The 15,606-nt window shown below is 62.3% G+C and carries 17 protein-coding genes and 1 tRNA gene; 12 read left to right on the top strand and 6 right to left on the bottom strand.

Annotation, left to right across the window (positions count from 1 at the left end; all coding sequences use genetic code 11):
* Position 1: 1 nt before the first annotated feature.
* Genes V9K84_RS05660 through V9K84_RS05650 form a run of 3 tightly spaced genes read right to left on the bottom strand, consistent with a single transcriptional unit; the run spans position 2 to position 3,474 of the window.
* Positions 2–1,321, bottom strand: coding sequence for an aminotransferase class III-fold pyridoxal phosphate-dependent enzyme (locus V9K84_RS05660; protein ID WP_088515147.1), 1,320 nt, complete (start codon positions 1,319–1,321; stop codon positions 2–4).
* Entirely contained in the window at positions 1,318–2,385 is a 1,068-nt protein-coding gene (locus V9K84_RS05655; RefSeq protein WP_088515148.1) for a phosphotransferase, read from the bottom strand. Before V9K84_RS05655 ends, V9K84_RS05660 begins: the two co-directional genes overlap by 4 nt.
* A gap of 57 nt (positions 2,386–2,442) precedes the next feature.
* On the bottom strand, positions 2,443–3,474 hold the full coding sequence (locus V9K84_RS05650; protein WP_043861036.1) for an ABC transporter substrate-binding protein: 1,032 nt from the start codon (positions 3,472–3,474) through the stop codon (positions 2,443–2,445).
* 185 nt (positions 3,475–3,659) lie between these two features.
* Here V9K84_RS05650 and V9K84_RS05645 point away from each other — a divergent pair, with 185 nt between their 5' ends.
* From V9K84_RS05645 to V9K84_RS05630, 4 genes are all read left to right on the top strand, one after another.
* A complete protein-coding gene (locus tag V9K84_RS05645) occupies positions 3,660–4,394 on the top strand; it encodes an SDR family oxidoreductase (RefSeq protein ID WP_043861035.1) in 735 nt (244 codons plus the stop codon).
* A gap of 67 nt (positions 4,395–4,461) precedes the next feature.
* Entirely contained in the window at positions 4,462–5,130 is a 669-nt protein-coding gene (locus tag V9K84_RS05640) for a GntR family transcriptional regulator (protein WP_088515149.1), read from the top strand.
* Positions 5,131–5,336: 206 nt separating this feature from the next.
* Positions 5,337–5,615 (top strand): hypothetical protein, encoded by a 279-nt coding sequence (locus tag V9K84_RS05635; RefSeq protein WP_143516652.1) that lies wholly within the window; start codon positions 5,337–5,339, stop codon positions 5,613–5,615.
* A 299-nt stretch (positions 5,616–5,914) separates the two neighbouring features.
* A complete protein-coding gene (locus V9K84_RS05630) occupies positions 5,915–6,214 on the top strand; it encodes a hypothetical protein (protein ID WP_043861032.1) in 300 nt (99 codons plus the stop codon).
* A 617-nt stretch (positions 6,215–6,831) separates the two neighbouring features.
* Here the strand turns inward: V9K84_RS05630 and V9K84_RS05625 are convergent.
* Positions 6,832–6,919: transfer RNA gene (locus V9K84_RS05625), tRNA-Ser, on the bottom strand.
* A gap of 121 nt (positions 6,920–7,040) precedes the next feature.
* Here V9K84_RS05625 and V9K84_RS05620 point away from each other — a divergent pair.
* From V9K84_RS05620 to V9K84_RS05585, 8 genes are all read left to right on the top strand, one after another.
* Positions 7,041–7,712, top strand: a complete 672-nt coding sequence (locus V9K84_RS05620; protein ID WP_043860836.1) for a Bax inhibitor-1/YccA family protein — start codon at positions 7,041–7,043, stop codon at positions 7,710–7,712.
* Positions 7,713–7,928: 216 nt separating this feature from the next.
* The gene (locus V9K84_RS05615; protein ID WP_043860837.1) at positions 7,929–9,299 is read left to right on the top strand and encodes a uracil-xanthine permease family protein; all 1,371 of its coding nucleotides are present in this window, start codon (positions 7,929–7,931) and stop codon (positions 9,297–9,299) included.
* A gap of 93 nt (positions 9,300–9,392) precedes the next feature.
* The gene (gene tusD / locus V9K84_RS05610) at positions 9,393–9,785 is read left to right on the top strand and encodes a sulfurtransferase complex subunit TusD (RefSeq protein WP_043860838.1); all 393 of its coding nucleotides are present in this window, start codon (positions 9,393–9,395) and stop codon (positions 9,783–9,785) included.
* Complete coding sequence (gene tusC / locus V9K84_RS05605; RefSeq protein ID WP_043860839.1) at positions 9,786–10,145, top strand: sulfurtransferase complex subunit TusC; 360 nt, start codon at positions 9,786–9,788, stop codon at positions 10,143–10,145.
* Positions 10,145–10,441, top strand: coding sequence for a sulfurtransferase complex subunit TusB (tusB, locus tag V9K84_RS05600; protein ID WP_043860840.1), 297 nt, complete (start codon positions 10,145–10,147; stop codon positions 10,439–10,441). The genes tusC and tusB overlap by 1 nt, the downstream gene beginning before the upstream one ends.
* The gene (locus V9K84_RS05595; RefSeq protein WP_043860841.1) at positions 10,438–10,773 is read left to right on the top strand and encodes a TusE/DsrC/DsvC family sulfur relay protein; all 336 of its coding nucleotides are present in this window, start codon (positions 10,438–10,440) and stop codon (positions 10,771–10,773) included. Before tusB ends, V9K84_RS05595 begins: the two co-directional genes overlap by 4 nt.
* On the top strand, positions 10,770–11,765 hold the full coding sequence (locus V9K84_RS05590; RefSeq protein WP_088515150.1) for a glycosyl transferase family protein: 996 nt from the start codon (positions 10,770–10,772) through the stop codon (positions 11,763–11,765). Before V9K84_RS05595 ends, V9K84_RS05590 begins: the two co-directional genes overlap by 4 nt.
* A 108-nt stretch (positions 11,766–11,873) precedes the next feature.
* Positions 11,874–12,842, top strand: a complete 969-nt coding sequence (locus tag V9K84_RS05585; protein ID WP_088515151.1) for a glutathione S-transferase family protein — start codon at positions 11,874–11,876, stop codon at positions 12,840–12,842.
* Positions 12,843–12,934: 92 nt separating this feature from the next.
* Here the strand turns inward: V9K84_RS05585 and cysG are convergent, their stop codons facing one another.
* Together cysG and serS are read right to left on the bottom strand one after the other, a co-directional pair.
* Entirely contained in the window at positions 12,935–14,320 is a 1,386-nt protein-coding gene (cysG, locus tag V9K84_RS05580; RefSeq protein WP_043860844.1) for a siroheme synthase CysG, read from the bottom strand.
* Positions 14,321–15,601 (bottom strand): serine--tRNA ligase, encoded by a 1,281-nt coding sequence (serS, locus tag V9K84_RS05575; RefSeq protein WP_043860845.1) that lies wholly within the window; start codon positions 15,599–15,601, stop codon positions 14,321–14,323.
* Positions 15,602–15,606 lie beyond the last annotated feature (5 nt).

Below are 15,606 nucleotides of genomic sequence, written 5' to 3'. Positions count from 1 at the left end.
CTCAACAAGCCCCTTGCATCGCGGTATCGACCGCTTCCACAAGCATCTGCGCATGCTCTTCGGTAAACGCCAGCAGCGGACGGATTTTGAGCACGTTCTGGTGCGGACCAGCGGCGCTGATCAGCACGCCCTGCTCGCGCATCGCGTTGACCACCTGGCGGGCCTGCCTGGCTGCGGGTGCCTTGGTGGCGCGGTCGGTGACCAGCTCAACCCCAAGGAACATGCCGGCCCCCCTGACGTCGCCGATCATTTGATGGCGCTGGGCAAGCCGTGTCAGGCCGTCCAGCAGGTAGCTGCCAATGTGATGGGCCCTCTGCTGCAGGTGTTCTTCGCGGATGACGTCCAGCACCGCCTGACCTGCCGCGCACGAGACCGGGTTGCCGCCAAAGGTATTGAAGTAGCGCATGCTCCTGCCGAAGTGATCGACCACCTGGGAGCGCCCGACGATGCCGGCAATGGGCTGGCCATTGCCCATGGGCTTGCCGAGGGTGACGAGGTCCGGGCGCACGTTGTGCCTGGTAAACCCCCACATGTTAAGGCCGGTACGCGCAAAACCCGGCTGTACCTCATCGGCGATGTACAGCAGGCCTTCGGCCTGGGCCAGCGCCACACCCTCGGCGATACAGCCCGCCGGCCCTGGCAGCACGCCGTCGCTGGAGAAGATGCCATCCAGCAGGATTGCCGCCGGGCGGATGCCGTGCGCCTTGAGGTCATCGATTGCGGTGCGCACGTCTGCGGCGAACATCGACGCCACGTTTTCGGCCCCCAGACGGTAAGCGTCAGGTGCGCGAACGGTGCGCACATGCGCCGGGAGCACCATGGCGCTGCCAAGCGATGGTGAAAGCTCGGCGATGTCTGCGGTGACGCCGTGGTAGGCGAACCGGGTGATGATGACGCCGGTGCCACCGGTGCAGTGCCTGGCGATACGCAGCGCCAGATCATTCGCCTCGCTCCCGGAGCAGGTGAACATGACGCGATCCAGGTCATCGGTGAAGGTACCGAGCAACTGCTCGGCATAGTCGAGAATGCCCTCCTGCAGGTAACGGGTGTGCGTGTTCAGCACCTGCGACTGCCGATGCATCGCCTCGACCACCCGGGGATGGCAGTGACCGATGGAGGCAACGTTGTTGTAGGCGTCCAGGTAGCGACGGCCCTGCTCGTCGAAGAGCCATACGCCCTCCCCTCGAACGGTGTGCAGCGGTCGCTCGTAGAACAGACGGTATGCCGGGCCCAGTAGCCGCTCGCGGCGCTCGATCAGGCGTCGCTGCGATGCCGAAAGCCGGGTGGCGTCGGCTGACGTGAAGCCGTTGATCATGCTCATGCTCGATTTGCTCGCAGGCAGGCCGAAGCAATTCGGTCTTCTGTTTCAGCACGAGACAGCGCCGACAGTGCCTTCAGGTTTGCCCAGGCACGCTGGGTGTTTCGAAGGATGTACTGGCGATTGTCCGGATGCAGTTCGGCGCGCCAGGAGTTGATGCACAGGGCCAACGCCAGGCGCGTGGCCAGCAGCTCGGGCAGCAGCGCCAGCTCCTGCTGGTTCAGGGGGTTGCACTGGTGGTAGCCGACAATCACATCCAGGGCCGGCTCCAGTACATCGCCTACCTGCCCAAGGTGGTAGGAAGCGGCAACCGCGACCTCGTTGACCAGCGGCGCATGCACCATGTCACCGAAATCGAGGATGCTGCGCAGCACATCGGGGTTGTGGGCATCCACGATGATGTTGTGCGGGTTGGTGTCATTGTGAATGACCTGCTTGCGCAACCCGGGGAGGCTTGGCACCACCGCCGACGCGTACTGCTCGAGGCTGCGCTGCACCAGGCTTCGTCCGGGGCCGGGTTCGATGTGCACCAGCAGCGGTCGAAGGTGCGCGGCGTGCTGCATGTCCCACAGCAGCGCATGCCCGGCGGCGGGGTGGGCAAACCCTTGCAGCGCCACGTCAAGCCGGGCGATGGACTGCCCGATGACCCGGCGAAACGTCGGTGTGGGGTGACTCACGCAGTGAAGGGGCATGCCATCTTCGAAGGACAGCAGCCGCGCCAGCATGCGCTGCCCGTCGATCTCGACGAAGGTGGCGTACTGGCCCTCAAGCGAGGGGTGCACGCGCTGAACCGCAAGCCCGGGATCGCGAAGCTCGATTCTTCGCATCGCCTGGTTGTGGAAGTCGACCACATCGGGGTTTTCAAGCGGGTGGGAGAGCTTGAACAACCGGGATGAGCCGTCTTCGAGCATCACGCGGAAATTGAGGTCGCGCTCGCCGCCCAGTTTTTCGAGCGTGCCGGTCAAACCGAATTGCTGGCGCAGCACTGCACACGCCTGCGCATCGGTGACCCGTGCCGGAGCAGCTTCGAGCAGGCTGTCATCGACAGCCAGATTTTCAAGGGGCATGACTCGCATCCTTATACGGCCTTTGAATGGCGCCCCCGGTTTCAGGGGCGCCATGCATCACTTGTTGACCCAGGCGTTGAAGCGTTCCTCCAGATCCTCACCGTGGTCGATCCAGAACTCGGCGTCGGTGGCACGGGCGTTTTTCAGGTTTTGCGGGGCGGTGGGCAGTTTTTCGCCCACGCGCTTGTCCAGCAGGTCCATCGCGCCGGTGTTGCTGGGCCCGTAGGGGATGGCCTCGACGAAGTTCTTCTGTTGCATGGGCTCGCTGGCGAACGCGATGAAGCGCTCGGCCAGTTCCTTTTTCGGCGCCCCTTTCACGATGGCCCAGTGATCGAGATCGTAGAGGCTGCCATTCCATTGCATCGCAAACGACTGGCCTTCCTCCTGGGCAGAGGTGACACGGCCGTTGTAGGCGGAGGTCATGACCACGTCACCGGCGATCAGCCATTGCAGCGGCTGCGCGCCGGAGTCCCACCACTGGATGCTGGACTTGATTTCATCGAGCTTCTTGAACGCACGTTTGACACCCTCTTCAGTACCCAGCAGCGTGTAGAGGTCCTTGTTGTCTACCCCATCGGCGAGCAGCGCGAACTCCAGCGTGAACTTCGCGCCGCGGCGCAGGCCGCGCTTGCCGGGGTACTTCTTCAGGTCCCAGAAGTCGGCCCAGCCTTGCGGGCTGGAGGCGAGTTTGTTGGGGTCGTAGGTCAGCACGGTGGACCAGATGAAGATGCCGACACCACAGTCGCTGACGGCCGCAGGAATGAAGTCTTCCTTGTTGCCTATCCGGCTCCAGTCCAGCGGTTCGAACACCCCTTCGCTGCAACCACGGATGAGCTCGGGCGATTCGACCTCCACCACATCCCAGCTGGTTTTGCCGGTGTCGGCCATCACCTTGATCTTGGCCATTTCGCCGTTGTAGTCGTCGGCGGTGATGGCCACGCCGGTCTGGGCGGTGAAGGGTTTGTAGAACGCCTTCTCCTGCGCCTGGCGGTTGTTGCCGCCGAAGGACACCACGGTCAGCTTTTCAGCGGCATACAGCGGGCTTGCGATGGTTGCGAGCAAAAGTACAGCTGCGATTTTCTTATTCATGCGTCTCTCCAGGTCAGCTACGGGTCGTGGGCAGCTTTAAAGGGATGGCAGTTTTCTTGTAGTGGCAGCAATCGATCGAACGTGACGCTTCCCCGGTGGGGACGGGACGCATTAAAACACATAATAAATATGATGCATCATATTTTACGCTACACTTGCCCTCACCAATGAACAGGGAACCCGCCATGACCGATCAACGTACGCTGCTTCTCACCGGTGCCAGCCGGGGCATCGGCCACGCCACCGTGAAACATTTCAGTGCTGCGGGTTGGCGCGTGTTTACCGCCTCGAGGCAGGACCTGGGCGAAGGCTGCCCCTGGGCCGAAGGCATCGCCAACCACATTCACCTCGACCTGGGGAGCGTGGAGGACATACAGCGCAGGCTTCCGGAAATCCGGGAAAAACTCGGGGGGCGGCTGGATGCGTTGGTCAACAACGCCGGCGTTTCACCCAAAGGCCCGGATGGGGAGCGACTGGGGGTGCTGGAGTCCGACTACTCGACCTGGCTGAACGTGTTCAACGTGAACATCTTCTCGACGGCCCTGCTGGCGCGGGGGTTGTTCGAGGAGCTCAAGGCGGCGAAAGGCTCGGTGATCAACGTCACCTCCATTGCCGGTTCGCGGGTGCACCCGTTCGCAGGGGTGGCGTATGCCTGCTCCAAAGCGGCGCTGTCGGCGCTGACTCGCGAGATGGCGCACGACTTCGGGCCCTATGGGGTTCGGGTGAACGCGATCGCCCCGGGGGAGATCGACACCTCCATCCTGTCCGCTGGCACCGAGCTGATCGTGGAGCGATCGATCCCGATGAAACGCATGGGCAAACCCGAGGAGGTCGCGGCGTTGGTGCATTTTCTCTGCACGCAGGGCGCTTCGTACGTCAATGGCGCAGAAATCCATGTAAACGGTGGGCAACATGTTTGAGTTACTCGATAATCGCTGCCGGTAGCCTCCCCTCTCCCGCCGGGCCTGCGCCGCACACGAGTACGCGATGAATTATCCGATTGAGCACCTGAAACACTCCTACCTTGGCAGCGGTATCTATGGCCTGCTGCGCGAAGCCCTGATTACAGGGCGCTTCCAGCCTAACGACCGGCTGCGCATACGCGACCTTGCCGAACAGCTGGGTACGAGTGTCACACCAGTGCGGGACGCGATTCTTCAACTGGCAAAGGAGCAGGCGCTGGTTCTGAAGACACCGCGGGACATTCGTGTGCCGGTACTGACTTCCAAGCAGTACCTGGAGATCAGGAGCATCCGGCTCTCGCTCGAGGGGTTGGCGGCCGAAACAGCTGCATCGCTGGCGACCGAGGAGCAAGTGGCGCGGCTGCAAACCTGCATTCAGAACAACCTGGTGGCGATCAAGGACAATGACTTGAGGTCCGCGCTGACCTTCAACCACGAGTTTCACTTCAGTTTGGCGGAAATCGCCGATATGCCGGTGCTGGTCAGCCTGCTGGATGGGTTGTGGATGCGTACCGGGCCGCTGATTGCCCGGGCCTACGGCGGGTTCAACGAGCGCATGGCGATTGATCATCACTGGGATGTGCTGGAGGCGTTGAAGCAGCGCGATGGTGCGGCGGCTCGCCTGGCGATCTGCAGTGACATTCTGGATGGGAGCCAGAAGATGCTGGAGTATGTTCAGATGGAGCATGACTGAAGGGGCGTGGTGCTGGCGATAACTCGGCATGCGACAGGCCGCATGCTGCAAGTGGCGCCGCTGGCGTTCTGAAACCGATTCTCACCCCTGTTCCGGCGTCCTGCCGGCCGAAAAATCCCCCTCCCCGTGCAATTCGTCGCCTCGGCTCGCCGTGCTCGCCCGACTGGATTACTGTATATGCAAACAGTACCCATATGGTGGCGGAAATGACCCAAGACATTGAAGACCTTGACGGCTTCGGAGCGCCCACTGAGCTGGAGATGTGGAAGCACCAGGTGGTGCTCATTACGAATGAGGCCGAATACCTGACCCGAGAGCTGGGCAAGGCGCGCAGGAACATTGCCAAGCTTGTGGCGATGAACCAGGGGCTGACGAAGGACCTGCACGACCTGCAGCTGAAATCGACAGGGCGAGTGCTCCCCACGAGCTGCGCACTCAGTGGCAGCCCGGCACAGGAAATCGCGGAACTTCATAAAAACTCATAAGGCGTGTCGTCACCGTAAAACTTAGCGGGAAAGGCAGGAAACTTACACGGTGCACGACCCCATTAAAGTGAGAGCGAAACTTTTTTGAACAAGAAATAAATTGTAACAATGACCTATTGAAATATTTTAAATACCAGGAACCCAAACTTTATTGACCAAAAAATGTGAAGCCGTGCGTTTTTATAGCTGGATGGAAACCCAGTTCAATAAAACCTCACCCGATGGTAACGTATGCTTTCGCATTGCTCAGAATAATAAAAAACATGAGCAAACTTGTTGGTTGAATAAAGGATTAACGAATGACTATCGAGCGAGAGATTTTCTCGGCCCTTATCGCGCAGAACGCATTTCAAGGTGAAAAGCCGAGCGTACAAAGCTACGCCCAGCTAGCCGTAGACAAGGGTTTCAGAGCGCTTACGTCAAGGCAGCAGGCGGTGGTGAGCCCCTTCCTGAAGAAACAATGCGAGGGGATGAGAAAACCAAACGAAAAACACAACAACTGCCAAAACACGATAGCCGGTCGTGATTTGGTTGCAGCGCTTGAAAAAGCCGAAAGTTACAAGGGATGGCGCTGCGAAAGCTGCCGGAGTGCATCTTAAAAGCCAGAAAGCACCGCAAAAAGAGTAGCCCTCCAGAAAAGCTGTAAAGTAAAAAACACTATTGCACTCGCTACTCCTGACTGTTATTGCAGCAGGCCGCCATGGCCTGCTCGCAAGTTTTTCTTTTTAGGCCCAGATCAGCCCACCCGCCAATCTTCGTTCACTCGTCACGCACCTGAGCGCCTTGAAAAAATAGTGCACGAAACAGCCCGATTCTTTTGCGCGGCTAATTTTTTCAGAGAGAAAAATAGTGTCTATCTATCAGGCAGCACTGCTGATTGTTTGGCTTCGCCACACTTTGGTTGGGCTACGGCTGCTGGTTCGACGATGAGGTCTCTGCGTAGATCGAAAACAGCTTGCCTGCTTCTCGACGAGTCCGACGGTTCCTGCATCGCCCAGGCTGGTGATGCTGGGGGTACCGGGCACGTCGTCGCCATCGGCGGGGCCACGGTGAAATACGAGCGCGTGCTGCGAAGAATTGGGGCGTTGGCGAAACCCGCCAAATGAGGAAGTATCAGAAGCGCTTTGGGTTCAAACCATTCCCAAGGATGGTTCCAGAGGTCGTTTTCGCATGCCCCAAAAACGCAAAAAGCCCTGACTAATCAGGGCTTTGAATATGGCGGAAGCGTAGAGATTCGAACTCTAGGATAGTTGCCCATCGACGGTTTTCAAGACCGTTGCCTTAAACCACTCGGCCACGCTTCCTCGTATTGCGGGCGCCATAATACCGAAATGAAACAAGCTGTCAAACTCTCTAGGTGGCTGGTCTGCGCGCCTCTGTTATGATCTTTGCATCTGAACGTTTCAAACCCACAGGAGTGTCGCCATGCGCGAACAGGATTACGCCGTCAACCACGGCCTGCAGGTCGAACAGCAAGAGGTCAGCCGCGTCCTGCGCAACACCTATGGCCTGCTGGCCATCACCCTCGCTTTCAGTGGTGTCATGGCCTATGTGGCCCAACAGATGCGCGTCGGCTACCCGAACATTTTCGTGGTGCTGATCGGCTTCTACGGCCTGTTCTTCCTCACCAACAAACTGCGTGACTCGGTATGGGGCCTGGTGTCCACCTTCGCGCTGACCGGTTTCATGGGCTTCCTGCTCGGCCCTATCCTCAACCGCTACCTGGGCATGGCCGGCGGCGCTGAAGTGGTCAGCTCGGCATTCGCCATGACCGCACTGGTGTTCGGTGGTCTGTCGGCCTACGTGCTGATCACCCGCAAGGACATGAGCTTCCTGGGCGGCTTCATCACCGCAGGCTTCTTCGTGCTGCTGGGCGCTGTGCTGGCAAGCTTCTTCTTCCAGATCAGCGGCCTGCAACTGGCGATCAGCGCAGGTTTCGTGCTGTTCTCGTCGGTGTGCATCCTGTTCCAGACCAGCGCGATCATCCACGGTGGTGAGCGTAACTACATCATGGCGACCATCAGCCTGTATGTATCGATCTACAACCTGTTCGTCAGCCTGCTGCAACTGTTCGGGCTGATGGGTCGGGATGACTGATCCGAGCTTGGTTGGTTGAGTGTTGAAAAAGCCCGCTTCGGCGGGCTTTTTTGTGGGTGGCGTTTGAGGGGCGCTGGCTTCGCGCTCGTTCGCTGGCAAGGCCGACCCCTACGCCCCGCGGGCTGTAGCGTCAGATAATGCTGGCAAACTGGGCTACCCCAATCCCCGCGCGCGCCGTAGAATGCGCTCCTTTTTCTGCCCGGGGCAGCAACACCCATGAGCTCACTCGAACAAGCGCCCGAACAGGCCAATGAACTGGTTCTAGGCCTGGAAGACCGGCCCCGGCCGCTGATCGCCCTGCTCGCTGCCCTGCAGCACCTGCTGGCGATCATCGTGCCTATCGTTACCCCCGGCCTGCTGATCTGCCAGGCACTCGGCGTATCGGCCCGCGATACCAACCTGATCGTGTCGATGTCGCTGGTGATCTCCGGGATCGCCACCTTCGTGCAATGCCGACGCTTCGGGCCCTTCGGCGCCGGGCTGTTGATCGTGCAAGGCACCAGCTTCAACTTCGTTGGCCCGCTGATCGCCGGCGGCGCGCTGATGGTCAAGCAAGGTACGCCCGTAGAAGGCGTAATGGCGGCGATCTTTGGTGTGGTGATTGCCGGCTCGTTCGTTGAGATGGGCATTTCGCGCATTCTGCCGTTCGTGAAACGCCTGATCACCCCCCTGGTCACCGGCATAGTAGTGCTGATGATCGGCCTCACGCTGATCAAGGTGGGCCTGATCAGCATGGGCGGCGGTTTCGGCGCCATGGCTAACGGTACCTTCGCCAACGGCGAAAACCTGCTGCTGTCCGGCGTGGTGCTGGCCATCATCGTGGTACTCAACCGCATCCCGGTGGTGTGGATGCGCAGTTGCGCGATCGTGATCGCGCTGGCCGTCGGCTACGCACTGGCCGGCTACCTGGGCCGCCTGGACTTTACCGGCATGCATGAAGCCGCCGTGTTCCAGGTGCCGGTGCCATTGCACTTCGGCCTGAGTTTCTCCTGGGCGCTGTTCATTCCGATGCTGGTGATCTACCTGGTGACTTCGCTGGAAGCCATCGGCGACGTTACCGCCACCAGCAAGGTATCGCGCCAGCCGGTCGAAGGCCCGCTGTGGATGCAACGCATCAAGGGCGGCGTGCTGGTCAACGGCGCCAACTCGCTGCTGGCCGGTGTGTTCAACACCTTCCCCAGCTCGGTGTTCGCGCAGAACAACGGCGTGATCCAGCTGACCGGTATTGCCAGCCGCCATATCGGTATCTGGATTGCCGCAATGCTGGTGATTCTGGGGCTGTTCCCAAGCGTGGCCGGGGTGATCCAGGCGGTGCCGGAGCCGGTGCTGGGTGGCGCTGCGATGGTGATGTTCGGTGCCGTAGCGGCCTCGGGTATCAATATTCTGGCCAGCATCAGCCTGGACCGTCGCGCCCTGCTGATCATCGCGGTGTCCCTGGCGTTGGGCCTGGGCGTGGCGCAGGTGCCGGAATTCCTGGCGCACATGCCATCGGCACTGCGCAATGTGCTGGAGTCTGGCGTGGCAACCGGCGGTATCTGTGCGCTGGTGCTGAACTGGTTCCTGCCCGAGTCCAAAGCTCAGAACTGAGGCCGCTTGCCAAGCTGCCCCAACCAGGCCCGCGCCCACAAGGCGCGGGCTTTTTGCTTTATCATGGGCGCAGTTTTGCTGACAGAGCCTGCCATGAAGTTCGCCCTCGCGGTATTTTCCCCCGGCCATGCGCCCTCCTCGCGCCGTGCACTGCTGTTCGCCCAGGCTGCCCTGGCCAGCGGGCACGAGATCGTGCGGCTGTTTTTCTATCAGGATGGCGTGCACAGCGCCTCGGCCAACGTGGTCGCGCCGCAGGATGAGCTGGACGTGCCGGCGCAATGGCGTGCCTTCGTCACCGAGCACCAGCTCGATGCGGTGGTGTGCATCGCCGCCGCCCTGCGCCGTGGCGTGTTGAACGCCGAAGAGGCCCAGCGTTATCAGCGCCCCGCCGTGAACCTGCCCGCGCCGTGGGAGCTGTCGGGCCTGGGCCAGTTGCACGAAGCTGCACAAACCGCCGACCGCCTGGTCTGCTTTGGAGGCGATTGAATGGCCAAGTCATTGCTGATCATCAGCCGCCAGGCCCCCTGGGCCGGCCCGTCGGCCCGCGAGGCACTGGATATCGCCCTGGCCGGCGGCGCCTTCGACTTGCCGCTGGGCATGCTGTTTCTGGATGACGGCGTGTTTCAGCTGGCACCTGCACAGCAACCGGCACAGCTGCAACAGAAGAACCTGGCGGCCAACCTCCAGGCGCTGCCGATGTTCGGCGTGGAGGCCCTGTTCGCCGACGCCCGCAGCCTGCTCGAGCGCGGCCTGGACGCTGAACACCTGACACTGGACGTCGAGGTACTCGACGACGCTGCACTGGCAGCCCTGATCGACCGTTTTGACCAGGTGGTAACCCTCTGATGAGCACCCTGCACGTCATTTCCCACTCGCCGTTCGGCGATAACCGCCTGAGCAGTTGCCTGCGCCTGCTGGGCAGCAACGACGGCCTGCTGCTGTGCGGCGACGCGGTGTACGCGCTGCAGCCCGGCAGCGAGCCGCTGAAGGCGCTGCAACAAGCCAACCTGGGCGCAAGGCTGTTTGCGCTGGAAGAAGACCTGCAAGCTCGCGGTATCTCCAGCGACGCGGCCCGGGCCATCGACTACCCGGCATTCGTGCAGCTGTCGCTGGACCACGACAAGGTCAACAGCTGGCTATGAGCACCCTGAGCCTCGACAACCGCGACATTGCCCTGGACAAGGACGGCTTCCTGGTCGACCTGAAGGACTGGTCAAAGCCCGTGGCACAAGCCCTGGCCGAGCGCGAAGGCCTGGAACTGACCCCCGAACACTGGGAGGTACTGGAGCTGCTGCGCCAGTTCTACCAGGAGTTCGAGCTGTCGCCGGCCACGCGCCCGCTGATCAAGTACACCGCCTTGAAGCTGGGCCCGGACAAAGGCAACAGCCTGCACCTGAACCGCCTGTTCAACGGCACCCCCGCCAAACTTGCCGCGAAGCTCGCGGGCCTGCCAAAGCCGACCAACTGCATATGACTGCCCCTACCCCGCTCACCCTCGAAACGCCCGCCGAACACCCCTTCGCCCAGTTCGTGCGCATTTTGGGCAAAGGCAAACGCGGCGCCCGCGGCCTGACCCGGGAAGAAGCCCGCGAGGCCATGGGCATGCTGCTGGACGGCAAGGTCGAGCAGACGCAGCTGGGCGCCTTCCTGATGCTGCTGCGTCACAAGGAGGAGAGCCCCGAGGAGCTGGCCGGCTTCACCGAAGCCGTGCGCCAGCGTGTACAGGCACCGCCCATCGCGGTCGACCTGGACTGGCCGAGCTATGCGGGCAAGAAGCGCCACCTGCCGTGGTTTCTGCTGGCGGCCAAGTGCCTTGCGAAAAACGGTGTGCGCATCCTGCTGCACGGCGGCGGCGCTCACACCGCCGGGCGCCTGTATACCGAACAGGTGCTGGAACAGGTGCAAGTCCCGCTGTGCCGCGACTGGGCCAGCGTCGCCAGTGCCCTGGACGAGCACTGCATCGCGTTCATCCCCCTGCAGGACTGGGCGCCGCGCCTGCAGCACATGATCGACCTGCGCAACACCCTGGGGCTGCGCTCGCCCATTCACTCCCTGGCACGGGTGCTCAACCCGCTGCGGGCGCGGTGCGGCCTGCAGAGTATCTTCCACCCCGGCTACCAGGCCGTACACCGCGAAGCCAGTCGGCTGCTGGGCGATACGGCGATTGTGGTCAAGGGTGACGGCGGTGAGATCGAGATCAATCCGGATGCCACCAGCCACCTGTACGGCACTGCCCATGGCCAAGACTGGGATGAAGAATGGCCGCAGCTGTCGGCCCAGCGCCATGTGAAGCCGGCCAGCCTCGACCTGCAGCACCTGCTGGCGGTATGGCGCGGCGAGGCCCGCGACAGCTACGGTGAACTGGCTCTTGTATCGAGCATGGCGCTGGCGCTACGCGGCTTGGGGCAAACCCGAGAGGACGCCTTCACGCAGGCGCAGCACTGGTGGGATCAACGCCTGAGCTAGGCGATTGATCGAGGTTTTCGATCAAACAGGCCGATGCTTTGCGCCATTGGTTCGAACTTGAGCCCGTACACTGGGCTCCAAGTTGAACGAATCGCCAAGGAGACCACCATGGGCCTGTTGATCGATGGCCGCTGGCATGACCAGTGGTATGAAAGCAGCAAAGACGGCACCTTCCAGCGCGAGAACGCGCAGCGGCGCAATCAGCTGCCCGCAGCCGACGCCGGGCGCTATCACCTGTATGTGTCGCTGGCCTGCCCCTGGGCGCACCGCACGCTGATCTTTCGCACGCTCAAGGGCCTGGACAAGCTGATCGACGTGTCGGTGGTCAGCTGGCTGATGGGCGAGAACGGCTGGACCTTCGACACAGCCCTGGGTTCGACGGGCGACAAGCTCGACCAGCTTGAATTCCTGCATCAGCGCTACACCCGCGACGACCCGCATTACACCGGCCGGGTCACGGTGCCGGTGCTGTGGGACAAGCAGGAACAACGCATCGTCAACAACGAGTCGGCCGAGATCATCCGTATCTTCAACACCGCCTTCGACGGGCTGACCAGCAATCGCCTGGACCTTTACCCCGAGCCGCTGCGCGCGAGCATCGATGCACTGAACGAGCGGATCTACCCTGCCGTGAACAACGGCGTGTACCGCGCAGGCTTTGCGACTACGCAAAAAGCCTACGAGCAGGCGTTTGACGAGCTGTTTGCCGAGCTGGATGCACTGGAAAAGCTACTGAACGACCAGCGCTACCTGGCCGGCGAATACCTGACCGAAGCTGACTGGCGGCTGTTCACCACGCTGGTTCGGTTCGACGCGGTGTATCACGGGCACTTCAAGTGCAACCTGCGGCGCATCGCCGATTATCCGAACCTGTCGAACTGGCTGAGGGAGCTGTACCAGTGGCCGGGAGTGGCCGAGACGGTGAACATGGAGCATATCCAGCATCACTATTACATGAGCCACAAAACCATCAACCCGAACGGGATCGTGCCCAAGGGGCCATTGCAGGACTTTGCGGCGCGACATGATCGGGAGCGGCTGGTGGGCCGGGGGATTTGGGACAAGACCAGTTTTTGATCAGGGGTTGAAGGGCCCCTTCGCCAGCAAGGCTGGCTCCTGCAGTGGGTCGCGTGTACCTGCAGGAGCCAGCCTTGCTGGCGAAGCTGTTGTTACTGAGCCCCTTCGAACCACGCCAGCTTCTCGCGAAGCTGCACCACCTCGCCCACGATCACCAGCGTCGGCGCATGCACTTCATGCTCCGCCACCAGTTGCGGCAGGTCGGCCAGGGTGCCGGTAAACACCCGCTGGTTGGTGGTAGTGCCCTGCTGCACCAGCGCCGCCGGCGTACTAGCCGCACGACCGTGACGAATCAGCTCGGCACAGATGGTCGGCAAGCCCACCAACCCCATGTAGAACACCAGGGTCTGCGCAGGCGCCACCAGGTCATTCCACGGCAGGTTGCTGGTACCGTCCTTGAGGTGGCCGGTCACGAAGCGCACCGACTGGGCATAATCGCGGTGGGTCAGCGGGATGCCGGCATACGCCGAACAGCCGCTGGCCGCGGTGATGCCCGGCACCACCTGGAAGGGTATACCATGCTCGGCCAGCTCTTCGATCTCCTCGCCACCCCGGCCGAAGATGAACGGATCGCCGCCCTTGAGGCGCAGCACGCGCTTGCCTTGCTTGGCCAGGGTCACCAGCAGCTGGTTGATCTGGTCCTGCGGCACACTGTGATCGGCACGGCGCTTGCCCACGTAAATGCGCTCGGCGTCGCGCCGGCACAACTCGATGATGGCGGGCGCCACCAGGCGGTCGTACAACACCACATCGGCCTGCTGCATCAGGCGCAGCGCACGGAAGGTCAGCAAGTCCGGATCACCCGGCCCCGCCCCCACCAGGTACACCTCGCCCGAGGTCTGCGGCAGCGCGCCGTCCACCTTGGCCTGCAGCAGGCGTTCGGCTTCGGCGCCCTGCCCGGCCAGCTGGCGCTCGGCAATCGGGCCCTGGAACACGTCTTCCCAGAACCCACGACGCTGGTTCACGTCGGGGTACAGCTCCTTGACCCGATGGCGAAAGCGCGCGGCCAGGCCGGCCAGTTCGCCATAGGCGGCAGGAATCCAGGTTTCCAGCTTGGCGCGGATCAGGCGTGCCAGCACCGGCGCATCGCCGCCGCTGGACACCGCCACCACCAGTGGCGAACGGTCGACGATCGCCGGGAAGATCACCGTGCACAAGGCCGGCGCATCCACCACGTTGACCGGCACACAGCGCTGGCGCGCATCGGCCGATACCTGGGCGTTGAGCGCCTGGTCGTCGGTGGCGGCGATGATCAGCTGGCAACCGTCGAGGTCGCTTTCGTGATAGCCGCGGGCCAGGGTCTGGCCGCCACTGGAGCGTGCCAGTTCGGCCAGTTGCCCCTCGATTTCAGGGGCAACCACCCGCAGCACGGCACCTGCATCGGCCAGCAGGCGAGACTTGCGCAGGGCAATCTCGCCTCCACCCACGACCAGCACCTGGCTGCCCCGCAGGTTGTGGAACAGCGGCAGGAACTCCATTTAACCGATGATCTCCAGGCCACCCATGTAAGGCTTGAGCACGTCCGGTACACGGATGCTGCCATCAGCCTGCTGGTAGTTCTCCAGCACTGCCACCAGTGTACGGCCTACAGCCAGGCCCGAGCCGTTGAGGGTATGCACCAGCTCCGGCTTGCCGGTTTCCGGGTTGCGCCAGCGGGCCTGCATGCGGCGCGCCTGGAAGTCGCCGCAGTTGGAGCACGAGGAAATTTCGCGGTACTTGTCCTGGCTCGGCACCCACACTTCCAGGTCGTAGGTCTTCACGGCACTGAAGCCCATGTCGCCGGTGCACAGCGACAGTACGCGGTAAGGCAGCTCCAGCAGTTGCAGCACGCGCTCGGCGTTGGCAGTCAGGCCTTCGAGGGCTTCCATCGACTTGCCCGGCTCGACCACCTGGACCATCTCGACCTTGTCGAACTGGTGCTGGCGGATCATGCCGCGGGTATCGCGACCCGACGCACCGGCTTCGCTACGAAAGCACGGGGTGTGGGCGACGAACTTGATCGGCAGTTGCTTGGCATCGACGATTTCGCCGGCCACGATGTTGGTCAGCGACACTTCGGCCGTCGGGATCAGGTAGAAGTCGGCCTCGCCTTCGCGGCTGATCTTGAACAGGTCTTCCTCGAACTTGGGCAGCTGGCCGGTGCCTTGCAGCGCCGGGGCCTGTACCAGGTACGGGGTGTAGGCTTCCTCGTAGCCATGCTCGGCGGTGTGCAGGTTGATCATGAACTGCGCCAGGGCACGGTGCAGACGGGCGATCGGGCCGCGCAGCAGGGCAAACCGCGCGCCCGACAGCTTGGCTGCGGTCTCGAAGTCGAGGTAGCCGTTGCGCTCGCCCAGGGCGACGTGGTCCTGGATCGCAAAATCGAAGCTGCGCGGGGTGCCCCAGCGGCGCACTTCGACGTTGTCGTCTTCATCGGCGCCCACCGGTACGCTGGCGTCCGGCAGGTTGGGGATGGTCAGCAGGATAGCGTCCAGCTCTTCGCGGATACCTTCCAGCTCCACCTTGCCGGCAGCCAGTTCGTTGGCCATGCGCTCGACGTCGGCCATCAGCGGGGCAATGTCCTCACCCTTGGCCTTGGCCTGGCCAATGGATTTGGAACGGGCGTTACGCTCGGCCTGCAGCTGTTCGGTGCGGGTCTGCACAGACTTGCGGCGCTCTTCAAGTGCTTCGATGCGCGCGACATCCAGGCTGAAGCCACGGGAAGCCAGGCGATCCGCCACTTCCTGAAGTTGGCCGCGTAACAGTTGGGAATCGAGCATATCGT

The sequence above is a fragment of the Pseudomonas sp. AE27 genome (assembly GCF_037113495.1).
Taxonomy (GTDB): domain Bacteria; phylum Pseudomonadota; class Gammaproteobacteria; order Pseudomonadales; family Pseudomonadaceae; genus Aquipseudomonas; species Aquipseudomonas palmensis.
Note: the sequence above shows the minus strand (reverse complement) of the source record. Positions and strands in the feature narration are given on the sequence as shown.

What these genes read in the sequence shown, in the direction of transcription:
- V9K84_RS05660 (WP_088515147.1), bottom strand. Translation starts at nt 1,321, where the DNA reads ATGAGCATGATCAACGGCTTCACGTCAGCCGACGCCACCCGGCTTTCG.
- V9K84_RS05655 (WP_088515148.1), bottom strand. Translation starts at nt 2,385, where the DNA reads ATGCCCCTTGAAAATCTGGCTGTCGATGACAGCCTGCTCGAAGCTGCT.
- V9K84_RS05650 (WP_043861036.1), bottom strand. Translation starts at nt 3,474, where the DNA reads ATGAATAAGAAAATCGCAGCTGTACTTTTGCTCGCAACCATCGCAAGC.
- V9K84_RS05645 (WP_043861035.1), top strand. Translation starts at nt 3,660, where the DNA reads ATGACCGATCAACGTACGCTGCTTCTCACCGGTGCCAGCCGGGGCATC.
- V9K84_RS05640 (WP_088515149.1), top strand. Translation starts at nt 4,462, where the DNA reads ATGAATTATCCGATTGAGCACCTGAAACACTCCTACCTTGGCAGCGGT.
- V9K84_RS05635 (WP_143516652.1), top strand. Translation starts at nt 5,337, where the DNA reads ATGACCCAAGACATTGAAGACCTTGACGGCTTCGGAGCGCCCACTGAG.
- V9K84_RS05630 (WP_043861032.1), top strand. Translation starts at nt 5,915, where the DNA reads ATGACTATCGAGCGAGAGATTTTCTCGGCCCTTATCGCGCAGAACGCA.
- V9K84_RS05620 (WP_043860836.1), top strand. Translation starts at nt 7,041, where the DNA reads ATGCGCGAACAGGATTACGCCGTCAACCACGGCCTGCAGGTCGAACAG.
- V9K84_RS05615 (WP_043860837.1), top strand. Translation starts at nt 7,929, where the DNA reads ATGAGCTCACTCGAACAAGCGCCCGAACAGGCCAATGAACTGGTTCTA.
- tusD (WP_043860838.1), top strand. Translation starts at nt 9,393, where the DNA reads ATGAAGTTCGCCCTCGCGGTATTTTCCCCCGGCCATGCGCCCTCCTCG.
- tusC (WP_043860839.1), top strand. Translation starts at nt 9,786, where the DNA reads ATGGCCAAGTCATTGCTGATCATCAGCCGCCAGGCCCCCTGGGCCGGC.
- tusB (WP_043860840.1), top strand. Translation starts at nt 10,145, where the DNA reads ATGAGCACCCTGCACGTCATTTCCCACTCGCCGTTCGGCGATAACCGC.
- V9K84_RS05595 (WP_043860841.1), top strand. Translation starts at nt 10,438, where the DNA reads ATGAGCACCCTGAGCCTCGACAACCGCGACATTGCCCTGGACAAGGAC.
- V9K84_RS05590 (WP_088515150.1), top strand. Translation starts at nt 10,770, where the DNA reads ATGACTGCCCCTACCCCGCTCACCCTCGAAACGCCCGCCGAACACCCC.
- V9K84_RS05585 (WP_088515151.1), top strand. Translation starts at nt 11,874, where the DNA reads ATGGGCCTGTTGATCGATGGCCGCTGGCATGACCAGTGGTATGAAAGC.
- cysG (WP_043860844.1), bottom strand. Translation starts at nt 14,320, where the DNA reads ATGGAGTTCCTGCCGCTGTTCCACAACCTGCGGGGCAGCCAGGTGCTG.
- serS (WP_043860845.1), bottom strand. Translation starts at nt 15,601, where the DNA reads ATGCTCGATTCCCAACTGTTACGCGGCCAACTTCAGGAAGTGGCGGAT.